Origin of the sequence: Ensifer sp. WSM1721 (assembly GCF_000513895.2) — a bacterium.
Taxonomy (GTDB): Bacteria; Pseudomonadota; Alphaproteobacteria; order Rhizobiales; family Rhizobiaceae; genus Sinorhizobium.
Genome location: NZ_CP165782.1, coordinates 612,063 through 628,482 on the forward strand (window position 1 = coordinate 612,063; position 16,420 = coordinate 628,482).

15 protein-coding genes are annotated in these 16,420 nt (G+C 62.7%); 9 read left to right on the plus strand and 6 right to left on the minus strand.

Annotation, left to right across the window (positions count from 1 at the left end; translation table 11 throughout):
* The 3 genes from M728_RS02890 to M728_RS02900 are packed head-to-tail and all read right to left on the minus strand — an operon-like array spanning window position 1 to window position 1,875.
* Complete coding sequence (locus M728_RS02890; RefSeq protein WP_026618520.1) at window positions 1-564, minus strand: biotin transporter BioY; 564 nt, start codon at window positions 562-564, stop codon at window positions 1-3.
* 31 nt (window positions 565-595) lie between these two features.
* A complete protein-coding gene (locus tag M728_RS02895) occupies window positions 596-1,201 on the minus strand; it encodes an energy-coupling factor transporter transmembrane protein EcfT (RefSeq protein ID WP_026618521.1) in 606 nt (201 codons plus the stop codon).
* Window positions 1,195-1,875, minus strand: a complete 681-nt coding sequence (locus tag M728_RS02900) for an energy-coupling factor ABC transporter ATP-binding protein (protein ID WP_026618522.1) — start codon at window positions 1,873-1,875, stop codon at window positions 1,195-1,197. Before M728_RS02900 ends, M728_RS02895 begins: the two co-directional genes overlap by 7 nt.
* Before the next feature lie 133 nt (window positions 1,876-2,008).
* On the opposite strand from M728_RS02900, the gene M728_RS02905 reads away from it, so the two are divergent.
* On the plus strand, window positions 2,009-3,208 hold the full coding sequence (locus tag M728_RS02905) for a winged helix-turn-helix domain-containing protein (RefSeq protein ID WP_026618523.1): 1,200 nt from the start codon (window positions 2,009-2,011) through the stop codon (window positions 3,206-3,208).
* Window positions 3,209-3,298: 90 nt separating this feature from the next.
* Complete coding sequence (gene tldD / locus M728_RS02910) at window positions 3,299-4,714, plus strand: metalloprotease TldD (protein ID WP_026618524.1); 1,416 nt, start codon at window positions 3,299-3,301, stop codon at window positions 4,712-4,714.
* Between the two features lie 47 nt (window positions 4,715-4,761).
* On the opposite strand, the gene M728_RS02915 is transcribed toward tldD, so the two are convergent.
* Complete coding sequence (locus tag M728_RS02915; RefSeq protein WP_026618525.1) at window positions 4,762-6,006, minus strand: D-alanyl-D-alanine carboxypeptidase family protein; 1,245 nt, start codon at window positions 6,004-6,006, stop codon at window positions 4,762-4,764.
* 373 nt (window positions 6,007-6,379) lie between these two features.
* Between M728_RS02915 and M728_RS02920 the strand changes: the two genes are divergently transcribed.
* Entirely contained in the window at window positions 6,380-7,426 is a 1,047-nt protein-coding gene (locus M728_RS02920; RefSeq protein ID WP_026618526.1) for a polysaccharide deacetylase family protein, read from the plus strand.
* Window positions 7,427-7,526: 100 nt separating this feature from the next.
* Here the strand turns inward: M728_RS02920 and pdxH are convergent, their stop codons facing one another.
* Window positions 7,527-8,147, minus strand: a complete 621-nt coding sequence (gene pdxH, locus M728_RS02925) for a pyridoxamine 5'-phosphate oxidase (protein ID WP_026618527.1) — start codon at window positions 8,145-8,147, stop codon at window positions 7,527-7,529.
* A gap of 139 nt (window positions 8,148-8,286) precedes the next feature.
* On the opposite strand from pdxH, the gene M728_RS02930 reads away from it, so the two are divergent.
* The 4 genes from M728_RS02930 (at window position 8,287) to M728_RS02945 (ending at window position 11,734) form a co-directional block, all read left to right on the plus strand.
* Window positions 8,287-8,742, plus strand: a complete 456-nt coding sequence (locus M728_RS02930) for an RT0821/Lpp0805 family surface protein (protein WP_026618528.1) — start codon at window positions 8,287-8,289, stop codon at window positions 8,740-8,742.
* A gap of 211 nt (window positions 8,743-8,953) precedes the next feature.
* Entirely contained in the window at window positions 8,954-9,997 is a 1,044-nt protein-coding gene (locus M728_RS02935; protein ID WP_026618529.1) for a DnaJ C-terminal domain-containing protein, read from the plus strand.
* 190 nt (window positions 9,998-10,187) lie between these two features.
* Complete coding sequence (fabI, locus tag M728_RS02940) at window positions 10,188-11,006, plus strand: enoyl-ACP reductase FabI (protein WP_026612911.1); 819 nt, start codon at window positions 10,188-10,190, stop codon at window positions 11,004-11,006.
* Between the two features lie 143 nt (window positions 11,007-11,149).
* Window positions 11,150-11,734 (plus strand): histidine phosphatase family protein, encoded by a 585-nt coding sequence (locus M728_RS02945; RefSeq protein WP_026618530.1) that lies wholly within the window; start codon window positions 11,150-11,152, stop codon window positions 11,732-11,734.
* A gap of 53 nt (window positions 11,735-11,787) precedes the next feature.
* On the opposite strand, the gene M728_RS02950 is transcribed toward M728_RS02945, so the two are convergent.
* The gene (locus tag M728_RS02950) at window positions 11,788-12,048 is read right to left on the minus strand and encodes a DUF1344 domain-containing protein (RefSeq protein ID WP_026618531.1); all 261 of its coding nucleotides are present in this window, start codon (window positions 12,046-12,048) and stop codon (window positions 11,788-11,790) included.
* 288 nt (window positions 12,049-12,336) lie between these two features.
* Here M728_RS02950 and M728_RS02955 point away from each other — a divergent pair, with 288 nt between their 5' ends.
* Together M728_RS02955 and aroC are read left to right on the plus strand one after the other, a co-directional pair.
* On the plus strand, window positions 12,337-15,048 hold the full coding sequence (locus tag M728_RS02955; protein WP_051440796.1) for an EAL domain-containing protein: 2,712 nt from the start codon (window positions 12,337-12,339) through the stop codon (window positions 15,046-15,048).
* 263 nt (window positions 15,049-15,311) lie between these two features.
* Entirely contained in the window at window positions 15,312-16,409 is a 1,098-nt protein-coding gene (gene aroC / locus M728_RS02960; RefSeq protein WP_026618533.1) for a chorismate synthase, read from the plus strand.
* Window positions 16,410-16,420: the final 11 nt, after the last annotated feature.

Below are 16,420 nucleotides of genomic sequence, written 5' to 3' on the forward strand. Positions count from 1 at the left end.
TCAGGCGCGTGCCGGCAGCAGCGGATAGCCGGCGTAGACGGCGCGGGCGGCGAGCGTCGCGATCGCCGCCTTCAGGAGGTCGCCCGGAATGAAAACGAGCGAGCCGGTTGCAGCCGCGACAAGCGGCGTGCCGGTGACCGCCGCAAGCCACGGAACGCCGATAGCGTAGAGCACGACGATGCCGCCGATGACGGAGGCGAGGAAGAAGCCAACGAACTGGCGCCCTTCTGAATTTCCCGGATGCACGAAGCGTTCGGCGATTAGGCCGGTGACGAAAGCGGCGATCGCCCAGCCGAGGATGAAGCCGCCTGAGGGGCCGGCGAAGACGGCGAGCCCGCCGCGGCCGCCGGAGAGCACCGGCAGACCGATGGCGACGAGCAGAATGAACAGGAGGAAGGCGAGCGCGCCGCGCTTGGCGCCGATGATGCAGCCCGCGAGCATGACTCCCATCGACTGCGCCGTGATCGGAACGGGAATGAAGCCGAGCGTGATCGGCGGAATAAGGCCGAGCACGACGACAATTGCGGCGAAGAGCGCGACGATGACGAGGTCTCTGGTGTTCATGTGGTCCTACCCTTTATTAGAAATCGCGAATTTATTGACGGCGAAAACCTCGGGCGTCAATGGCCGCCGCGATGGTATCCGCATCTTTCAATGTGAGAATGATCAGCGGTCCGATGATCGTCAGCGGTCGGATCGGCAGCCCCCGCGCGCGGTGCGCCTCGCTGATCGCCTGATAGCGGGCGAAGATATCGGGAACGAAACGCAAAACGAGACCGAGCGCCAGGCTGACATCGGCCGCCCGCAAGAGGCCGAGGCGCTCCAGAGGTCTGAGGAGGATCGTCACCTCGTCCATGAAGGCGCCGATCGTCGTCGTTGCCGTGACGGCCGCCGCGAAGAGCACGAGCGCCATCAGCCGCAAGAGGAGGGCGACGACCTCCGGGACAGAAATGAGGAAGAGGTTGACCGCGGCAAGAACGAGAATGGTGAAAAAGACGAAGCCGACGCGCGACAGCGCCTGGCGCGGGGTCAAGCCGAGGGAGAGATAGAGACCGCCGCAGACGAGGAAGGCGGGCAACAGCAGAAGCGGCGAGTTCGTGATGAAAAGCACGAGGCTCAAGACGAGGAGAGCGATCAGCTTGGCGCGCACCGGCACGCGGTGGAACCAGCTTCGTCCCTCGACATAGAGGCTCGTCAGCATCCGGCGACCTCGTGATAGCGTCGGATGGTCTCTGCGGGCGAGCCATCCGCAACGAGCCTGCCCTCATGAAAGAGCAGGATCCGCTCGACACCTTCGACAAGCGCCAGATCATGGGTGATGACGATCGTGTCTTCGTCGAGCGCCTCGATCGTTTCGGCGACCATCCGGCGATTGCGAAGGTCGAGCTGATTGGTGGGCTCGTCGAGAATCAGAATCTTCGGTCCGGTGACGACGACGCTCGCCAAGGCGACGAGCTGCGTTTCGCCTCCCGAAAGCTCGTGCACGCGCCTTCTTGCGAGATGGCTGACGCCGAAGCGCGCCAGCACCGCTTCCGTGCGCAACGAAATTTCTTTAGACGGCAGACCGCGGTTCTTGAGGCCGAAGGCGATGTCGTCGGAAACGATCGGCATGATCAACTGGTGCTGCGGATTCTGGAAAATGAAGCCGGCCTCGGCGAGCACGGCACGATCGTCTTTGATCGTATCGAGTCCGTTGACCGCGACGCGGCCCATGCTCGGTTTGACGAGCCCATTGATCAGCCGCGCGAAGGTCGTCTTGCCGGAGCCGTTGAGGCCGATGATGCCGATTCGCCGTTCACTGAGCGCGAGGGTCAGGGGGTGAAGCGCGACCCGTTCGCCGAAGCTGACCGAGCAATCGGTAAAGCGGATATCCAATCCTTGATTCCTCGCGAATTTTCGTGATTGCTCTATAGGGCAAATGGATCGGCGAGGGCAATGCGCCTCGGCTGCATCGCTTTGCGATCGAAGTGCGTTTGAATTATGGGAATAAAAGCCTATTCTTTCCGCCATGACGATTCGTCTTTCCAACCGTGATGCCCGGCGCATCTTTCTCGCTAAGCAGGGCCTTTCGAGCGCGCCGCATCGCGCGCTCGGCAAGGACGGTTTGCTGCGGCTGATCCACGACATCGGCTTCGTGCAGGTCGACAGCATTGCGACCGTCGAGCGAGCCCATCATCAGATCCTCTTTTCGCGCAACCAGACCTATCGCCGCGAGCATCTGGCCGAGCTTTTGGAAAAGGACGGCGAGCTCTTCGAGCACTGGACGCACGACGCCTCGATCATTCCGAGCGCCTTCTTCGTTTATTGGAAGCACCGCTTCAAATGGGAAAGCGAAACGCTGCGCGAGCGCTGGCGCAAATGGCGAGGCGAGGGCTTCGATGCGGGCTGCGACGAAACCTACGCGAGGATCGCGGCCAATGGTGCGGTAATGGCGCGCCACCTGAAGGAAGATGGTCACGAGTCCGGCGGTTGGTGGAACTGGCACCCGTCGAAGACGGCCCTCGAAGTGCTTTGGCGGCAGGGCAAGCTTGCGATCGCCCGGCGCGAGAATTTCCAGAAGGTCTATGATCTTACCGAACGCGTCATTCCGCCGCGTCACTACGAAGGCGGTGTAAGCCACCCAGAGTTCATCGACTGGGCCTGCCGCAGCGCGCTCGAACGGCTGGGCTTCGCGACTCACGGGGAGATCGCTGCCTTCTGGGACCTCGTATCGCCCGACGAGGCCAAGGCCTGGGTCGCCGCCCGTCGCGACGACCTCAGCGATGTCGTCATCGAGTCCGCCAATGGCGGCCGGCTGCGCCCGTCTTACGCTTTCGCCGGCTTTCCGGACAATCTCGGTGACATTCCCGATCCGCCCGGGCGCATGCGGGTGCTAAGTCCGTTCGACCCTCTGCTGCGCGACCGGAACCGGACCGAACGCCTCTTCGATTTCTTTTACCGCATCGAGGTTTTCGTGCCGGAGGCGAAACGCGAATACGGCTATTATGTCTTTCCGCTACTCGAAGGCGACCGGCTGATCGGCCGCATCGACATGAAGGCCGACCGCAAACGCGGAAGCCTCGACGTGCGCCGGCTCTGGCTGGAAAAGGGTGTCAAGGCATCATCGGGCCGTATGGAAAAGCTGATGGCCGAGCTCGACCGGATCGCCCGTTTCACCGGCGTCGAGGAGGTTGGTTTGCTCGAAGGCTGGAACGCTGGCCTTGCCTGACCGATCCTTTCGTGGCCTGTTTTTTTCTTGGCTTGCGGCGCCGCGCTCCCTAAATGGAGCCAATGATCCCTCACGACGCGGAGCAGAACCATGGACACCAATCTGATGAGCCTCTTCGATGCGGACGAGGCAACGGTCCGCAAGGTTCTTTCCGAGACGCTTGCCGGAGCTGACGACGGCGAGCTCTTCCTGGAACATGCTCAGGCGGAGGTGCTCTCCTTCGACAATGGTCGTCTGAAAGGCGGCAGCTTCAACACCGACCAGGGCTTCGGCCTTCGTGCAGTCGCCGGCGAGGCCGTCGGCTACGCTCATGCCGGCGAACTGTCGCTCGCCGCCTTGAGGCGGGCGGCTGACGCCGTGGGGCAGGTGACCCGCGGCTATTCCGGCTCCTACGCCGCCGCGCCGCAGCGCACCAACAAGAAGCTCTACGGCGACGAGAATCCGATCGGCGAGCCGACCTTCGAGGCCAAGGCGACGCTTCTTCAGGAGATCGATACCTATCTGCGCGCCAAGGAGCCCAAGGTCCGGCAGGTGACGGCGACGATCGCCGCAAGCTGGCAGGTGGTGGATATCCTGAGAGCCGACGGCCATCGCGTCCATGATGTACGGCCGATGACGCGGATCAACATCTCGGTCGTCGTGGGCGAGGGCGACCGGCAGGAAACCGGCTCGTTCGGCATTGGCGGACGGCGCGGCTTCGGGGATCTCGTTGTCGAGGAGAATTGGAGGCGTGGTGCGGACGAAGCGCTGAGGCAGGCACTGGTCAATCTCGACGCGATCGACGCGCCGGCCGGCACCATGGATGTCGTGCTGGCCTCCGGCTGGCCGGGCGTGATGCTGCACGAAGCGGTCGGCCACGGTCTCGAGGGCGATTTCAACCGCAAGAAGACATCGGCCTTCGCCGGGCTCCTGGGCGAGCAGGTCGCGGCAAAGGGCGTCACTATCGTCGACGACGGCACGATCGAAGCGCGGCGCGGTTCGATCTCGATCGACGACGAGGGGACACCCTCCGGCTATAACGTCTTGATCGAGGACGGCAAGCTCGTCGGCTATATGCAGGACCGCCAGAACGCGCGCCTCATGGGCATGAAGCCGACCGGCAACGGCCGTCGCCAGGGCTATGCTCATGTGCCGATGCCGCGCATGACCAACACCTACATGCTCGCCGGCGACCGCAGCCCCGACGAGATCATCTCGTCGGTGAAGAAAGGCATCTACGCCGTCTCCTTCGGCGGCGGTCAGGTGGATATCACCTCCGGCAAGTTCGTGTTCGGCTGCACCGAGGCCTATCTGATCGAGAATGGCAAGGTCGGCGCGCCGGTCAAGGGGGCGATGCTCATCGGCAACGGCCCGGATGCAATGAAGCGGGTGACCATGGTGGGCAACGATACGAAGCTCGACACCGGCATCGGCAATTGCGGCAAGGCCGGTCAATGGGTGCCTGTCGGCGTCGGCCAGCCGCATCTCAGAATGGATCAGATCACCGTCGGCGGCACGCAGGCTTGAACCTGCCGGATCGCGAACGACGGCGAGGACCGTGCACGCTTTCCGCTCTAACCCCGGTCGGGAAGCAGGGTGCACTTATAGGATCGCTTTTTTAGAACATCGCAGGCGGTGGATGCCGCCTCACGGCTGGCAAAACCTGTAAAGCCCACACTAAAGCGATCGGCGCCACCCGAGCCCGCTGCTTTGGTGTGCGGGGTAGCACCGAGAAGGGCGGCGCCACCGGCCGACTGCGCTTCGACAAGGATCTTGCGCGCGCCTTCCTCGGTCGGCGCGGTGGAAATCTGAATCTGCCAATAGCCGTTCGCGGCCGGTTTGACCTCTGTATTGGCACTCAGGGCCGTGGGCCGATCCGCCGGCACCACCGTTTGCGTGGAAGCGGCGATGATCGTTGCCGTTGCATCTTCGCCTGCGGGTGTCGTGCCCAGATAGGAGAGCGACACTCCGGGCAATGTCGCAACCTCGACGGGACGCCGCTGTCTGGCCGCGGCGACATTCGTTTGCCCAGCCCGCCCGAGGTGCTGGTCGAGCATGGCGGCCATCTTGTCGTCGCGGCTTTTCGCGGTGCGCCCGCCCAGCACTACGCCGACAACGCGGCGGTTGCCGTCGCTGACCGCACTCACCAAATTGTAACCGGAAGCCCTGGTATAGCCGGTCTTGATCCCATCCATGCCCTGATAGCGGTACATCAGATTGTTGTGGCCGCGGATCACACGGCCGCGGAAGCGGAAGCTTTCGGCCGCAAACATCCGGTATTCCCGCGGGTAATGCCTCATAAGGGCGACGGCGAGCCGTGCCATGTCGCGCGCCGTGGTGACCTGGTGGCTCGCGGGCAGGCCCGAAGCGTTGACGAAGAACGTGCGGGTCATGCCGAGCTGGCGGGCTTTTGCGTTCATGATGCGAGCAAAAGCCTCCTCGGATCCTCCGAGCCGCTCGGCGACCGCCGCGGCCGCATCATTGGCCGAGCGGACGATCATGCCGTAGACGGCCTCTTCGACGGTGATCGTCTCGCCTGCCCTGACGCCGAGCTTCGTCGGTGGCTTGCGCGCGGCCGTCTGAGACATGGGCAAAGGAGTACTCCAGGCGATCTGGCCACGGTGCAGCGCCTCGAAGGTCAGGTAGAGCGTCATCATCTTGGTCAGGGACGCCGGATGATTGAGGGTATCGGCATTTTCAGAAGAGAGAACTCGGCCTGTCCGGACATCTAGAACGAGGGAAGCATTGCCCGCCATTGCCTGCATAGTGCCGAAGAGAAAAGCGGCGATCGCCGCCAAGACAAACCGGAACCGCGTCATCGGATTTCCCCCTCATGCGAACGTGCGGCCGAGAGCGGCATACAGCGCCGCGCGTCTTATCAGACGCGCAAAGGTCGCTGTCGCACTTTGAATCGCTGCATGTCTCCTTAAATCGAGGTGATTTAAGGAGACATGCAGCAGTTCATCTTTGTGACAGGGTCGCGGCCTTGTTGCAACCTTGCAGCGGGAAAAGCGATTGCACGCAGCGGCCCTCCGCGCGGCGTTATCCGCGCAAGCCGACCAGATTCAGCAAGGTTTAACCCCGCCGAGGCTACCGTCCGGCATTGCAGGGCGGGCGAAGCAAGACGGACCGCTGCCCCAGCGATCATGGTGACCGTGGTCGAATCCAATCCGGCATGGGAAACGGAATAAGATGAAGCAGGGCCTCGCGCGGGCGGTCAGCAAGCACATCAGACGTGTCGCCATCGCCGGCGGCCTGGAGGCTTCGCACCTGCTGGCGCAAGCGCGGCTGATGACACGAGCCCGCGGACGGGGCGCGATCTTCACCCTGCATCACGTTCGCCCGAAGGTCCCGCGGGCCTTCGATCCCAACGCGCATTTGGAAATTACGCCGGAGTTCCTCGAGGTCGCGGTCCTGACTTTGAAGCGAAACGGCTACCGTTTCGTCCCGCTGGAGGAGGTGCCGGCTTGCCTTGCTTCCGAGGATACTCAGCCCTTCGCCTGTTTTACCCTCGACGATGGCTACCGCAACAATCTCGATCACGGCCTGCCGGTGTTCGAGCGGCACTGCGTGCCTTTCACCGTCTTCGTCACTGCCGGCTGTGTCGATCGCACCCATACGCTCTGGTGGGAAACAGTCGCCGATCTGCTGTCGGCAGTTCATACGCTGCGCTTCGATTTCGGTGCGGGCGAGGAGATCATGGCGGCCGCAACGCTTGCCGAGAAACAGGCGGCTTTCGATCGGATCGCCGCGCATATTCATAGCGGCGACGAAGCGCATGCCGTCGCTAAGCTGAACCGGGCTGCGGCCGAACACGGCGTCGATCCCTTGGCCCTTACCGAACGATTGACGCTCGACGAGGCGGGCTTGCGCGCGCTGATCGCAAGCCCGCTTGCGAGCCTTGGCGGACACACGATCAGCCATCGCGCTTTGGCACGGCTCGATGAGAACGAGGCACGCCGCGAAATCTCGGCATCCGCCGACCGTATCGAGGCGGTTTCCGGTCGCAGGCCCCTGAGCTTCGCCTATCCCTACGGCGACCGGCTTGCCGTTTCGGCACGGGACCATCGCCTTGCCGCGGGTCTCGGCTTCGCCGCGGCGGTCACGACGGAGCCCGGCATGCTTTCGGCCGCCGCGAATCCGCATGCGCTGCCGCGCATTTCCCTCAACGGCCATTTCCAGAGCGCCCGCTACGTGACCGCTCTCGCGTCCGGCATACCGTTCCGGCTTTTCGCCTGAAAATCGACGAGCCGCCCGTCACAATGGATTAGATCGGATCGACCTAATCCATTGAACGTGATCGGGGCGGAAAACCGCGCACGCTTTTCGTCGTCCCGCGCTAGGGATACATCCGCACCTTCGTCCAGCCGCCTTCGGGCGTTGTGCGGCTGAATTCGATGCGATCGTGCAGCCGGAAGGGTCGGTCGTGCCAGAATTCGATCGAGATGGGGCGGATGCGGAAACCGGACCAATATTCGGGCCGTGGAATCTCGCCGATCGCGTAGCGCGCCGTGTATTCGGCGACCGCCTTCTCGAGCGCGAAGCGGCTTTCGAGCGGGCGCGACTGCTTGGAGGCCCAGGCGCCGATGCGGCTGCCGCGCGGCCGGCTGCTGAAATATTCGTCCGCCTCTTCGCCGGAGACGATTTCGGCCGGGCCGCGCAGGCGCACCTGCCGGCGCAGCGATTTCCAATGGAAACACATGGCGGCCTTGGGCGTTGCGAGGATTTCCTGGCCTTTCTTGCTTTCGAAATTCGTGTAGAAGACGAAGCCGCGTTCGTCGAATCCCTTGAGCAGGACCATGCGCACATTGGGCAGGCCATCGGGATCGACGGTCGCGAGCGCGACGGCGTTCGGATCGTTCACCTCGCTCTCCTCGGCGTCCTTCAGCCATGTGCCGAAAAGGGAAAAGGGCTCGCTTGCGTCCGTGAAGTCACTGCTTGTTAACTCATGCGCGGTCATATTGTCTTCCAATGCCGTGTGTCTGGCGCGGAACCACTACGGGATGTATCCGATCGGTGTTTCCGCATCGAAAAATGTCAGAGCCTGCTGCCGAACTTCCTCGGGGCATGCTGGCTCTGGCGAGTCTGACAGGATTGCCGTGCAAGACATAGCAAAGCGGATCGATGGCAAGAAGGGTTTTTGCTCCGTGTTGCTGCGCGGCGCGGCTTTTTGTCTGACGATTCTCATTCTACCAGGTTGTATGGGCGCGGGCCTCGATGTCTTCGGAGGCTCAGGCGTCGACCGCTCGGTCTCGACCGGGACCGTTCCGGTCGCCAAAACGTCGGACGGCCTTTCCGACGCTGTGGCCGTGCGCAATGCCGTGATCTCCGCCGACGTCAGCCAGGGCGCCGACAACGCCATCCCATGGGCGAACGCAACTTCGGGAAGCGCCGGCGTGATCAGCAGCATCCAGGAGGACAATGCCTCCGGCATGCGGTGCAGGCGGTTTACGACGACGCGCCACTCCTATGAAGGCATAGCCAAGTTCGACGGCAGCACCTGCCAGCTCGAAAGCGGTGAATGGTATCTGACGAGCTTCGGTCCGCGTAGCTGAAATCGGCGGTTAACCACGTTGCCGCAAAGCGGCGAATCGACGCGCCGGAGCATCGCTTTCAGGCTGGCGATGCCGCTTCCGACTAACCGATAGTTAGCAACTTCTCGCCGATCATCGCTGAAGAAGAAGGGCGTTCTGAGGCCCTTCGAATTCGTCAGGCATGCGGCGAGCTCCGGGAGAGGGCCGCCGATAAAGAATATGGTGGCAAGCCATGCGCGATCCCTACGCAATTCTCGGTGTGCGTCGCAATGCCGGGCAGGAGGAAATCAAGGCGGCCTGGCGCTCGTTGGCCAAGGCAGTGCACCCTGATCACAATCAGGACGATCCGCTCGCCACCGAGCGCTTCGCCGAAGCGGGTCGAGCCTATGAGCTGCTGCGTGATCCGGTGCGCAGAGGCCGATATGACTGGGCCCGGCGCGAGGCGGAACTCCGGCGCATGGAGGCGATGAAGGAGAAGATGCGCGGCCCGGAGGTTGCCGAGGAGCCGGTGGGCGCCGAGACGGCAGAGGAGGCGGTTTCCCGCATCTTCGGCGTCGAGCCGCAGACCGCAGCATCGGCCTCGCGCATGAAGGCGTCGGCGCGCCCCGAGAAGACCGGGGCGGCCGCGAATGCGGAGCTCGTGGCTGAACCGAAGCCGGAGCCGCCGAGAGCCGAAACAGCCACGGCTCGACGTTCCATTGCGCCTGCTGCTGAGCTCGTCTCGGCGATCGTCCAGCGCATTCGCGGCCGCATCGCAAAGACGGCGGAGAAGGTGCCGGATCTTTCCATTGACGTGCCAGTCAGTATCGAGGACGTGATCAATCGGGCGCGCGTCCCGGTCGAGCTTCCCGAAGGGGAAACGCTCAGGATCTCGATACCGGCCGGCACGACGGATGGCCAAACGATCCGCCTGAAGGAGCAGGGTTATCGCGTCACCGGGATGGCCCGCGGCGATGTCGTTGCGACATTACGCATCGGCCAGGACGGGCCGTTCCGCACCCGAAGACTAGACCTTGTGACCACTCTGCCGCTCGACCTTGAAAATGCGGTTCTGGGCTGCGAGACCATGATCGAGACCCCGAACGGGCCCGTCGCGGTGACGGTGCCGGCCTGGTCGGGGTCCGACAAGGTGATCCGTGTCCCGGGCAAGGGACTGCCAAGGACCGACGGCGAACGCGGGGACCTGCTCGTCGAATTGCGGCTTGTGCTTCATGAGAAGCCGGATGACAAGGTGATGGACCTTATGCGTTCCCAGCGCGACGGCCTCTATTTGTGACGCTTTTCTGACAAGGTGAACCAATATTACGGGGACTAACAGTTCCTGATCTGCGTCGCGCTTGAACCGCTTGGACGCCTATGCCATAGGCAATTCTCGACAATTTGCCGCACCCCGCTGAGGTGCGGCGTATTATATTGAACATTGCCTCGGCGCAGCCGGTGCAGGCAGACAGTATTGGGGACATTCCATGGCTCAGGCATCGGGTCTGATGAATGGCAAGCGCGGCGTCATCATGGGCGTCGCAAACAATCGCTCGATAGCATGGGGCATCGCCAAGGCGTTGTCGGAGGCCGGCGCTGAAATCGCGCTGACGTGGCAGGGCGATGCGCTGAAGAAGCGAGTAGAGCCACTCGCCCAGGAACTTGGCGCCGTGATGGCCGGCCATTGCGACGTGACCGACCTTGGCACGATCGACGCCGTTTTCTCGACGCTCGAGGAGAAGTGGGGCAAGATCGACTTCGTCGTGCATGCCATTGCCTTCTCCGACAAGGACGAGCTGACGGGGCGCTATCTCGATACTAGCCGCGACAACTTCGCTCGCACGATGGATATCTCCGTCTATTCCTTCACGGCGGTTGCTGCGCGCGCCGAGCGCATCATGAACGACGGCGGCTCGATGTTGACGCTCACCTATTACGGCGCCGAAAAGGTCATGCCGCACTACAACGTGATGGGGGTCGCCAAGGCTGCACTCGAGGCAAGCGTGCGCTATCTGGCGGTCGATCTCGGCAATCGCGGCATCCGCGTCAACGCGATCTCGGCCGGGCCGATCAAGACGCTCGCCGCGTCAGGCATTGGCGATTTCCGCTATATATTGAAGTGGAACGAGTACAACGCTCCGCTGAAGCGCACCGTCTCCATCGAGGAGGTCGGCAATTCCGCACTCTACCTGCTGTCCGATCTGTCGAGCGGCGTCACCGGCGAAGTCCATCATGTCGATTCGGGCTACCACACGGTAGGCATGAAGGCTGTCGACGCCCCGGATATCAGCGTTCTGAAGGACTGATCGTCTTCGCGCTGCAGCGTCGTGCTTTCAGTACGCACGAAGTCGCTGTGGCACTTTGAGCGCTGCAGGTCTTATCCTTAGATCCGCTGCGATTAAGGACATGCAGCAGGGACGGTGGCGACGGCTCGCCCGGAGTGAACACTGTGCTCATCTACATGGTCCGCCACGGACAAACGGACTGGAATGCGGAGAGCCGCCTTCAGGGCCAGAAGGATATTCCCCTCAACGAAACCGGCCGCCAGCAGGCGACCGGGAATGGGATAGCACTGGGGAAGATCCTCGGGAGTAATGCCGGCGGCTTCGATTTCGTCAGTAGTCCCCTCGGCCGCACGCGCGAAACCATGGAGCGCCTCCGGCGCGCGATGGGGCTCGACCCGTTTGCCTACGGCACCGACGAGCGGCTGAAGGAGGTCTCCTTCGGCGACTGGGAGGGCTACACGCTCCCAGAGCTGAAGCGCCTTGTGCCGGAGCGCATCGCCGAGCGGCGCGTCGCCAAATGGGACTTCATTCCACCGGGTGCCGATGCCGAGAGCTATGAGATCCTGTCTTGGCGCATAGGCGCGTGGCTCAAGGGCGTGACGCGGCCTACCATTTGCGTCAGCCACGGCGGCGTTATCCGGGCGCTGTTCAAGCTGCTCGGCGAAATGGAGGCCGAGGAAGCGGCGGCCGCAGCGATCCCGCAGGACCGTTTGCTGAAGATCGTCGAGGGCTCCATAAATTGGATTTGATCGTGCTCGCCGCGCCCGATGACCGAGTTAGCGGTTCAGCTGGCGCTCAGGACCTACTGAAGGATCTCCAAATCATTGATGACGCGTTTGCCGTCGACCTCAGTGTAGAAGACGAGAACCTTTACGCCGGCCTTCAGTCCCTCGAAATTGAATTCCTCGGGCGCCTGGTAGTTTTTGCCGTCATCGAGGGAGAGGCTCAGCCGGTCGGTATCGACACTGGTGATGACGGCCTCGACGTCGGCGCTTTCTGCAAGCGCGGAAAGAGGCGAAAGCAAGCTTGCGGTGGCCATGAGCGTGGCAATGACAAATCGCATCTTTCTTGCCCTCTTCAATGATTCTGCGAATGTTCTTGTCATCACGCTTTGATCCCCGATTGTGGCAAAAGTAGCCTTGTGTTGTTGCTTTTAGGACGCACCCGCGAACTGGGTGGCCGGCGGAGCGGAGAGTGAACGCCGACATCGCGAATTTCAAGCGAACCAAACCATGAACGGCCGCCCGCGCGCTCTCGCACGGCTCCTATCTTCAGGTTTTCCAAGGAAATTTCACGAAAGCCTATCTTAAGACTCCGCCGATATGGTAACGCGCGGATTGGGGAAAAACCATTGATCATTGCCGTTCTGCGTCATCACGTCCGCACGATCGCCAAGCTCGCCAAACCGTCGCTCGTCCCGGCGGTCATTGCGGCTGTCGTCGTTGCAACCGGTGGTCACATCTACGAGCGCCAGAATCGTGAGAACTTCCGCAGCGAGCTCAAGATCAAGGTCGAAAACGAACTTAGCCTTATCGCCAGCCGTGTCGAGGCGGAGATCGACGCCAATATTGCCGCGCTGAACGGATTTGCCAACGCCGTGGCGATCCGGCCGGATATCGGGGCGGAGGAGCTGAGCGAACTGGCGACGAAGCTGCTCCTGCAGAATCCGCTGATGATCCGCGTATCGGCAGCGCAAGGCGGCGTGGTCGGCGCCGCCTTTCCGCAAGACTCCCAACAGTGGTTCATCGGAACGGACCTCAACAAATTCGGGACGACCCGGTCTGCCGTTGAGCGCGCCGCGTCGATGGGCAAACCCGTCATCGTCGGGCCGGTGCGTCTGCCGAGCGGCCGCAGCGGCTTCGAGCTCTTCTTGCCCGTCGTCGGGAAGGCGGCAAGCGCGACGGTATCGTGGAGCCTCGTCGAGGCCGTCCTCGACGACAAGGCACTCTATCGTGCGGCGCATTTGCGGAAAGAGGGCCAGGAGCTCTCACAAATCTCCGATGGCCGCATGCAGGTCGACGTGCGCCTTGCCATTCGCGACGTTTCCGTCACCGACAATATTCAGGACGCGTTCCTCGGTGACGACGAGGTCTTCCGCAATGCTCCGGTCATCCGCGAGCTTCGTCTGCCGGGCGGCGTGTGGGAACTCGCGGCGGTTCCGGTCGGCGGCTGGGCGCAGGAACCGGAAAACGGCGACGATATCCGGCTGGTGATTTTTGCGGCGATCGTCATCGTCGTCATGCCCATCCTGCTGGCCGGTGGCCTCGTCAACGAGCGGCAACGGAACATCGCCAAATTGAAAGCGCGCGAAAGTGAGGTGCTGTCGCTCTCGCACCGTCTCAATCTGGCGCTTGAAGCGTCAAAGATCGGCATATGGGAGATCGATCTCAAGACGCAGGAACGCTCCTGGGACGAGCGGATGTTCCATTTGCACGGGCTTTCGCGCAGCGGCCGTGATCCGACCTACGACGAATGGCGCGCAACCGTGCATCCCGACGACATAGGCGCGGCATCTTCCGTTCTGCTGCGCAGCCTCGACCAAGGGCTCGAATACCGGTCGCAGTATCGTGTGGTCCGGCCGGATGGGGGCATACGCCATATTCGCAACGTGGGTTCGGGGCATGAGGGTGCCGACGGCCGAGCCAAGATCATCGGCATCAGTTGGGATGTGACCGACGACGTGCTGATGACCGAGCAGCTGCGGGCGGCGAAGGCCATGGCTGACCTCAAGAATGTGGAACTCGCCGAGGCCAAGGATCGAATCGAGCACAATGCGCTGCATGACCCGCTGACCGGCCTCGGCAACCGACGAATGCTCGACAAGGCATTGGAACGGCTATCGGCGGCAGGTGCCGAGCGGCCGCCGGACGTCGCTGTCCTGCATATCGATCTCGACCGGTTCAAACAGATCAACGACACGCTCGGACATGCAGCGGGCGACGCCATGCTGGTGCATGCCTCCGAGATCCTTCGCTCCAACATTTCGGCAGACGACATCGTCGCGCGCATTGGCGGCGACGAGTTTGTGGTGGTGATTTCCGGGGCGCCCGACGATGCCGCCTTGGCCGCTCTGTGCGACCGCATCATCGCGCAGATGCGCCAGCCGGTCGATTACAACGGCTTTCCCTGCCGTTTCGGCGTGAGCATCGGCATTGCCGTCGCGCGCGGCGCGACGATCGACGCGCGCAAGCTGCTCGTCAACGCCGACATCGCCCTTTATCGCGCCAAGGAAAACGGCCGCAACCGGCACCAATTCTTCACAGAGACGCTGCAGGCCGAGGTGGTCACCACCAAGCGGGTGGCCGACGAGATCCTCGAGGGCATCGAACGCGACGAGTTCGTCCCGTGGTACCAGCCGCAGTTCGACGCGTCGACCCTGGCGCTCGCCGGCGTCGAAGCCTTGATCCGCTGGCGACATCCGCGCGAGGGTACGCTTACGCCGGACCGATTCCTGAGGATCGCGGATGAGCTGAATGTAACGGCCGTGCTCGACCGCCTGGTTCTGGAGAAATCGCTCGCGGACCGAATGCGCTGGGCAGCGGCGGGCCTCGTGGTTCCGAAGGTCTCGGTGAACGTCTCGGCCAAGCGCCTGCAGGACCAGGAATTGCTCGCCTCACTCCAAGGACTGAGCATCGCGCCTGGCCAGATTTCCTTCGAACTGGTGGAGTCGATCTTCCTGGACGAGAGCGACGATGTCGTGACCGCCAACATCGAAGGGATCAAGAGGCTCGGCATCGACATAGAGATTGACGACTTCGGCACCGGCCACACCTCGATCGTCAGCCTCCTGAAAATCAAGCCGAAACGGCTGAAGATCGATCGCCAGCTTGTGGCGCCGGTGATCGGCGCGCGCAGGGAGCAGGCGCTGGTCCGCTCGATCATCGACATCGGCCGCTCCCTCGGCATTGAAACCGTGGCTGAGGGTGTGGAAACGATGGCGCATGCGGAGATGCTCGGCATCCTGGGCTGCGACCTGCTGCAAGGCTATGCTTTCTCGCGGCCGTTGAGCAGCGGGGACTTCGTGGCCTTCGCAACGGCCAAGGGTCTCCGAATGGCGTCCTGACCCGACCGCAAAAATTCTTGGACATCCCGGAAAGCCTTTTTGGTCGCTGTAGCGCTTTGAGTTGCCGCATGTTTTTGTCCTTAAATCGTTTACGATTTAAGGAAACATGCAGTAAGAGAGGGCACGCGCAAATTCGCGCGGATCTTCTTGGAGCGGGCGGTCGAATAGGACGTTGCCTTTTGCTCCAAGGCAATTGGAATCATGCCGACGCGGTCGAACCAGGATCGGTTCGCCCCGTCGCGATCCGGAGTTCGGTACCCGCCATGTCGCACAATACCTTCGGTCACCTCTTCCGCGTCACGACCTGGGGCGAAAGCCACGGTCCGGCGCTCGGCTGTGTCGTCGACGGGTGCCCGCCGGGAGTTCGCTTCACGCTGTCCGAGGTCCAGGCCTGGCTCGACAAGCGCAAGCCCGGTCAGTCGCGCTTCGTGACTCAGCGCCGCGAAGACGATCTGGTGAGGATCCTTTCGGGCGTAATGCTCGACGACGATGGCGAGACGATGATCTCCACCGGCACGCCGATCTCGATGATGATCGAGAACACCGACCAGCGCTCGAAGGACTATTCCGAGATCGCCAAGCGCTATCGCCCGGGCCATGCCGACTATACCTATGATGTAAAATACGGCATTCGCGACTATCGCGGCGGCGGCCGCTCCTCGGCACGCGAGACCGCCGCGCGCGTCGCGGCCGGCGTCATCGCCCGCAAGGTGGTTCCGGGTCTCGTCGTGCGCGGCGCGCTCGTGCAGATCGGCAAGCACAGGATCAATCGGGCCAATTGGGATTGGGCGGAGGTCAACAACAATCCGTTCTTCTCGCCCGATCCGGGGATCGTTCCGGTATGGGAGGACTATCTCGACGGCATCCGCAAGGCCGGCTCGTCGATCGGAGCCGTCGTCGAGGTTGTCGCCGAAGGTGTTCCGGCCGGCATCGGAGCGCCGATTTACGGCAAGCTCGACCAGGACATCGCTTCGAACCTGATGTCGATCAACGCGGTCAAAGGCGTGGAGATCGGCAACGGTTTCGCTGCCGCCGAGATCAGCGGCGAGGAGAATGCCGACGAGATGCGCATCGGCGCCGGCGGCGAGCCGGTCTTCCTCTCCAACAATGCGGGCGGCATTCTCGGCGGCATTTCGACGGGCCAGCCGATCGTCGCGCGCTTTGCGATCAAGCCGACATCCTCCATCCTCACCGATCGCCGCTCGATCGACAGCGACGGCAATGAGGTCGACGTGCGCACAAAGGGGCGCCACGATCCTTGCGTCGGCATTCGGGCCGTGCCGATCGGGGAGGCCATGCTTGCCTGCACGATCGCCGATCATTACCTGCGTGACCGCGGCCAGACCGGGCGGTTGAAATAATTTGCGGGAGA

Excerpts from the sequence above, each read along its gene's own strand:
- fabI (WP_026612911.1), top strand. The coding sequence starts at position 10,188 with ATGGCTCAGGCATCGGGTCTGATGAATGGCAAGCGCGGCGTCATCATG.
- M728_RS02895 (WP_026618521.1), bottom strand. The coding sequence starts at position 1,201 with ATGCTGACGAGCCTCTATGTCGAGGGACGAAGCTGGTTCCACCGCGTG.
- M728_RS02950 (WP_026618531.1), bottom strand. The coding sequence starts at position 12,048 with ATGCGATTTGTCATTGCCACGCTCATGGCCACCGCAAGCTTGCTTTCG.
- M728_RS02935 (WP_026618529.1), top strand. The coding sequence starts at position 8,954 with ATGCGCGATCCCTACGCAATTCTCGGTGTGCGTCGCAATGCCGGGCAG.
- aroC (WP_026618533.1), top strand. The coding sequence starts at position 15,312 with ATGTCGCACAATACCTTCGGTCACCTCTTCCGCGTCACGACCTGGGGC.
- M728_RS02905 (WP_026618523.1), top strand. The coding sequence starts at position 2,009 with ATGACGATTCGTCTTTCCAACCGTGATGCCCGGCGCATCTTTCTCGCT.
- M728_RS02890 (WP_026618520.1), bottom strand. The coding sequence starts at position 564 with ATGAACACCAGAGACCTCGTCATCGTCGCGCTCTTCGCCGCAATTGTC.
- pdxH (WP_026618527.1), bottom strand. The coding sequence starts at position 8,147 with ATGACCGCGCATGAGTTAACAAGCAGTGACTTCACGGACGCAAGCGAG.
- tldD (WP_026618524.1), top strand. The coding sequence starts at position 3,299 with ATGGACACCAATCTGATGAGCCTCTTCGATGCGGACGAGGCAACGGTC.
- M728_RS02920 (WP_026618526.1), top strand. The coding sequence starts at position 6,380 with ATGAAGCAGGGCCTCGCGCGGGCGGTCAGCAAGCACATCAGACGTGTC.
- M728_RS02915 (WP_026618525.1), bottom strand. The coding sequence starts at position 6,006 with ATGACGCGGTTCCGGTTTGTCTTGGCGGCGATCGCCGCTTTTCTCTTC.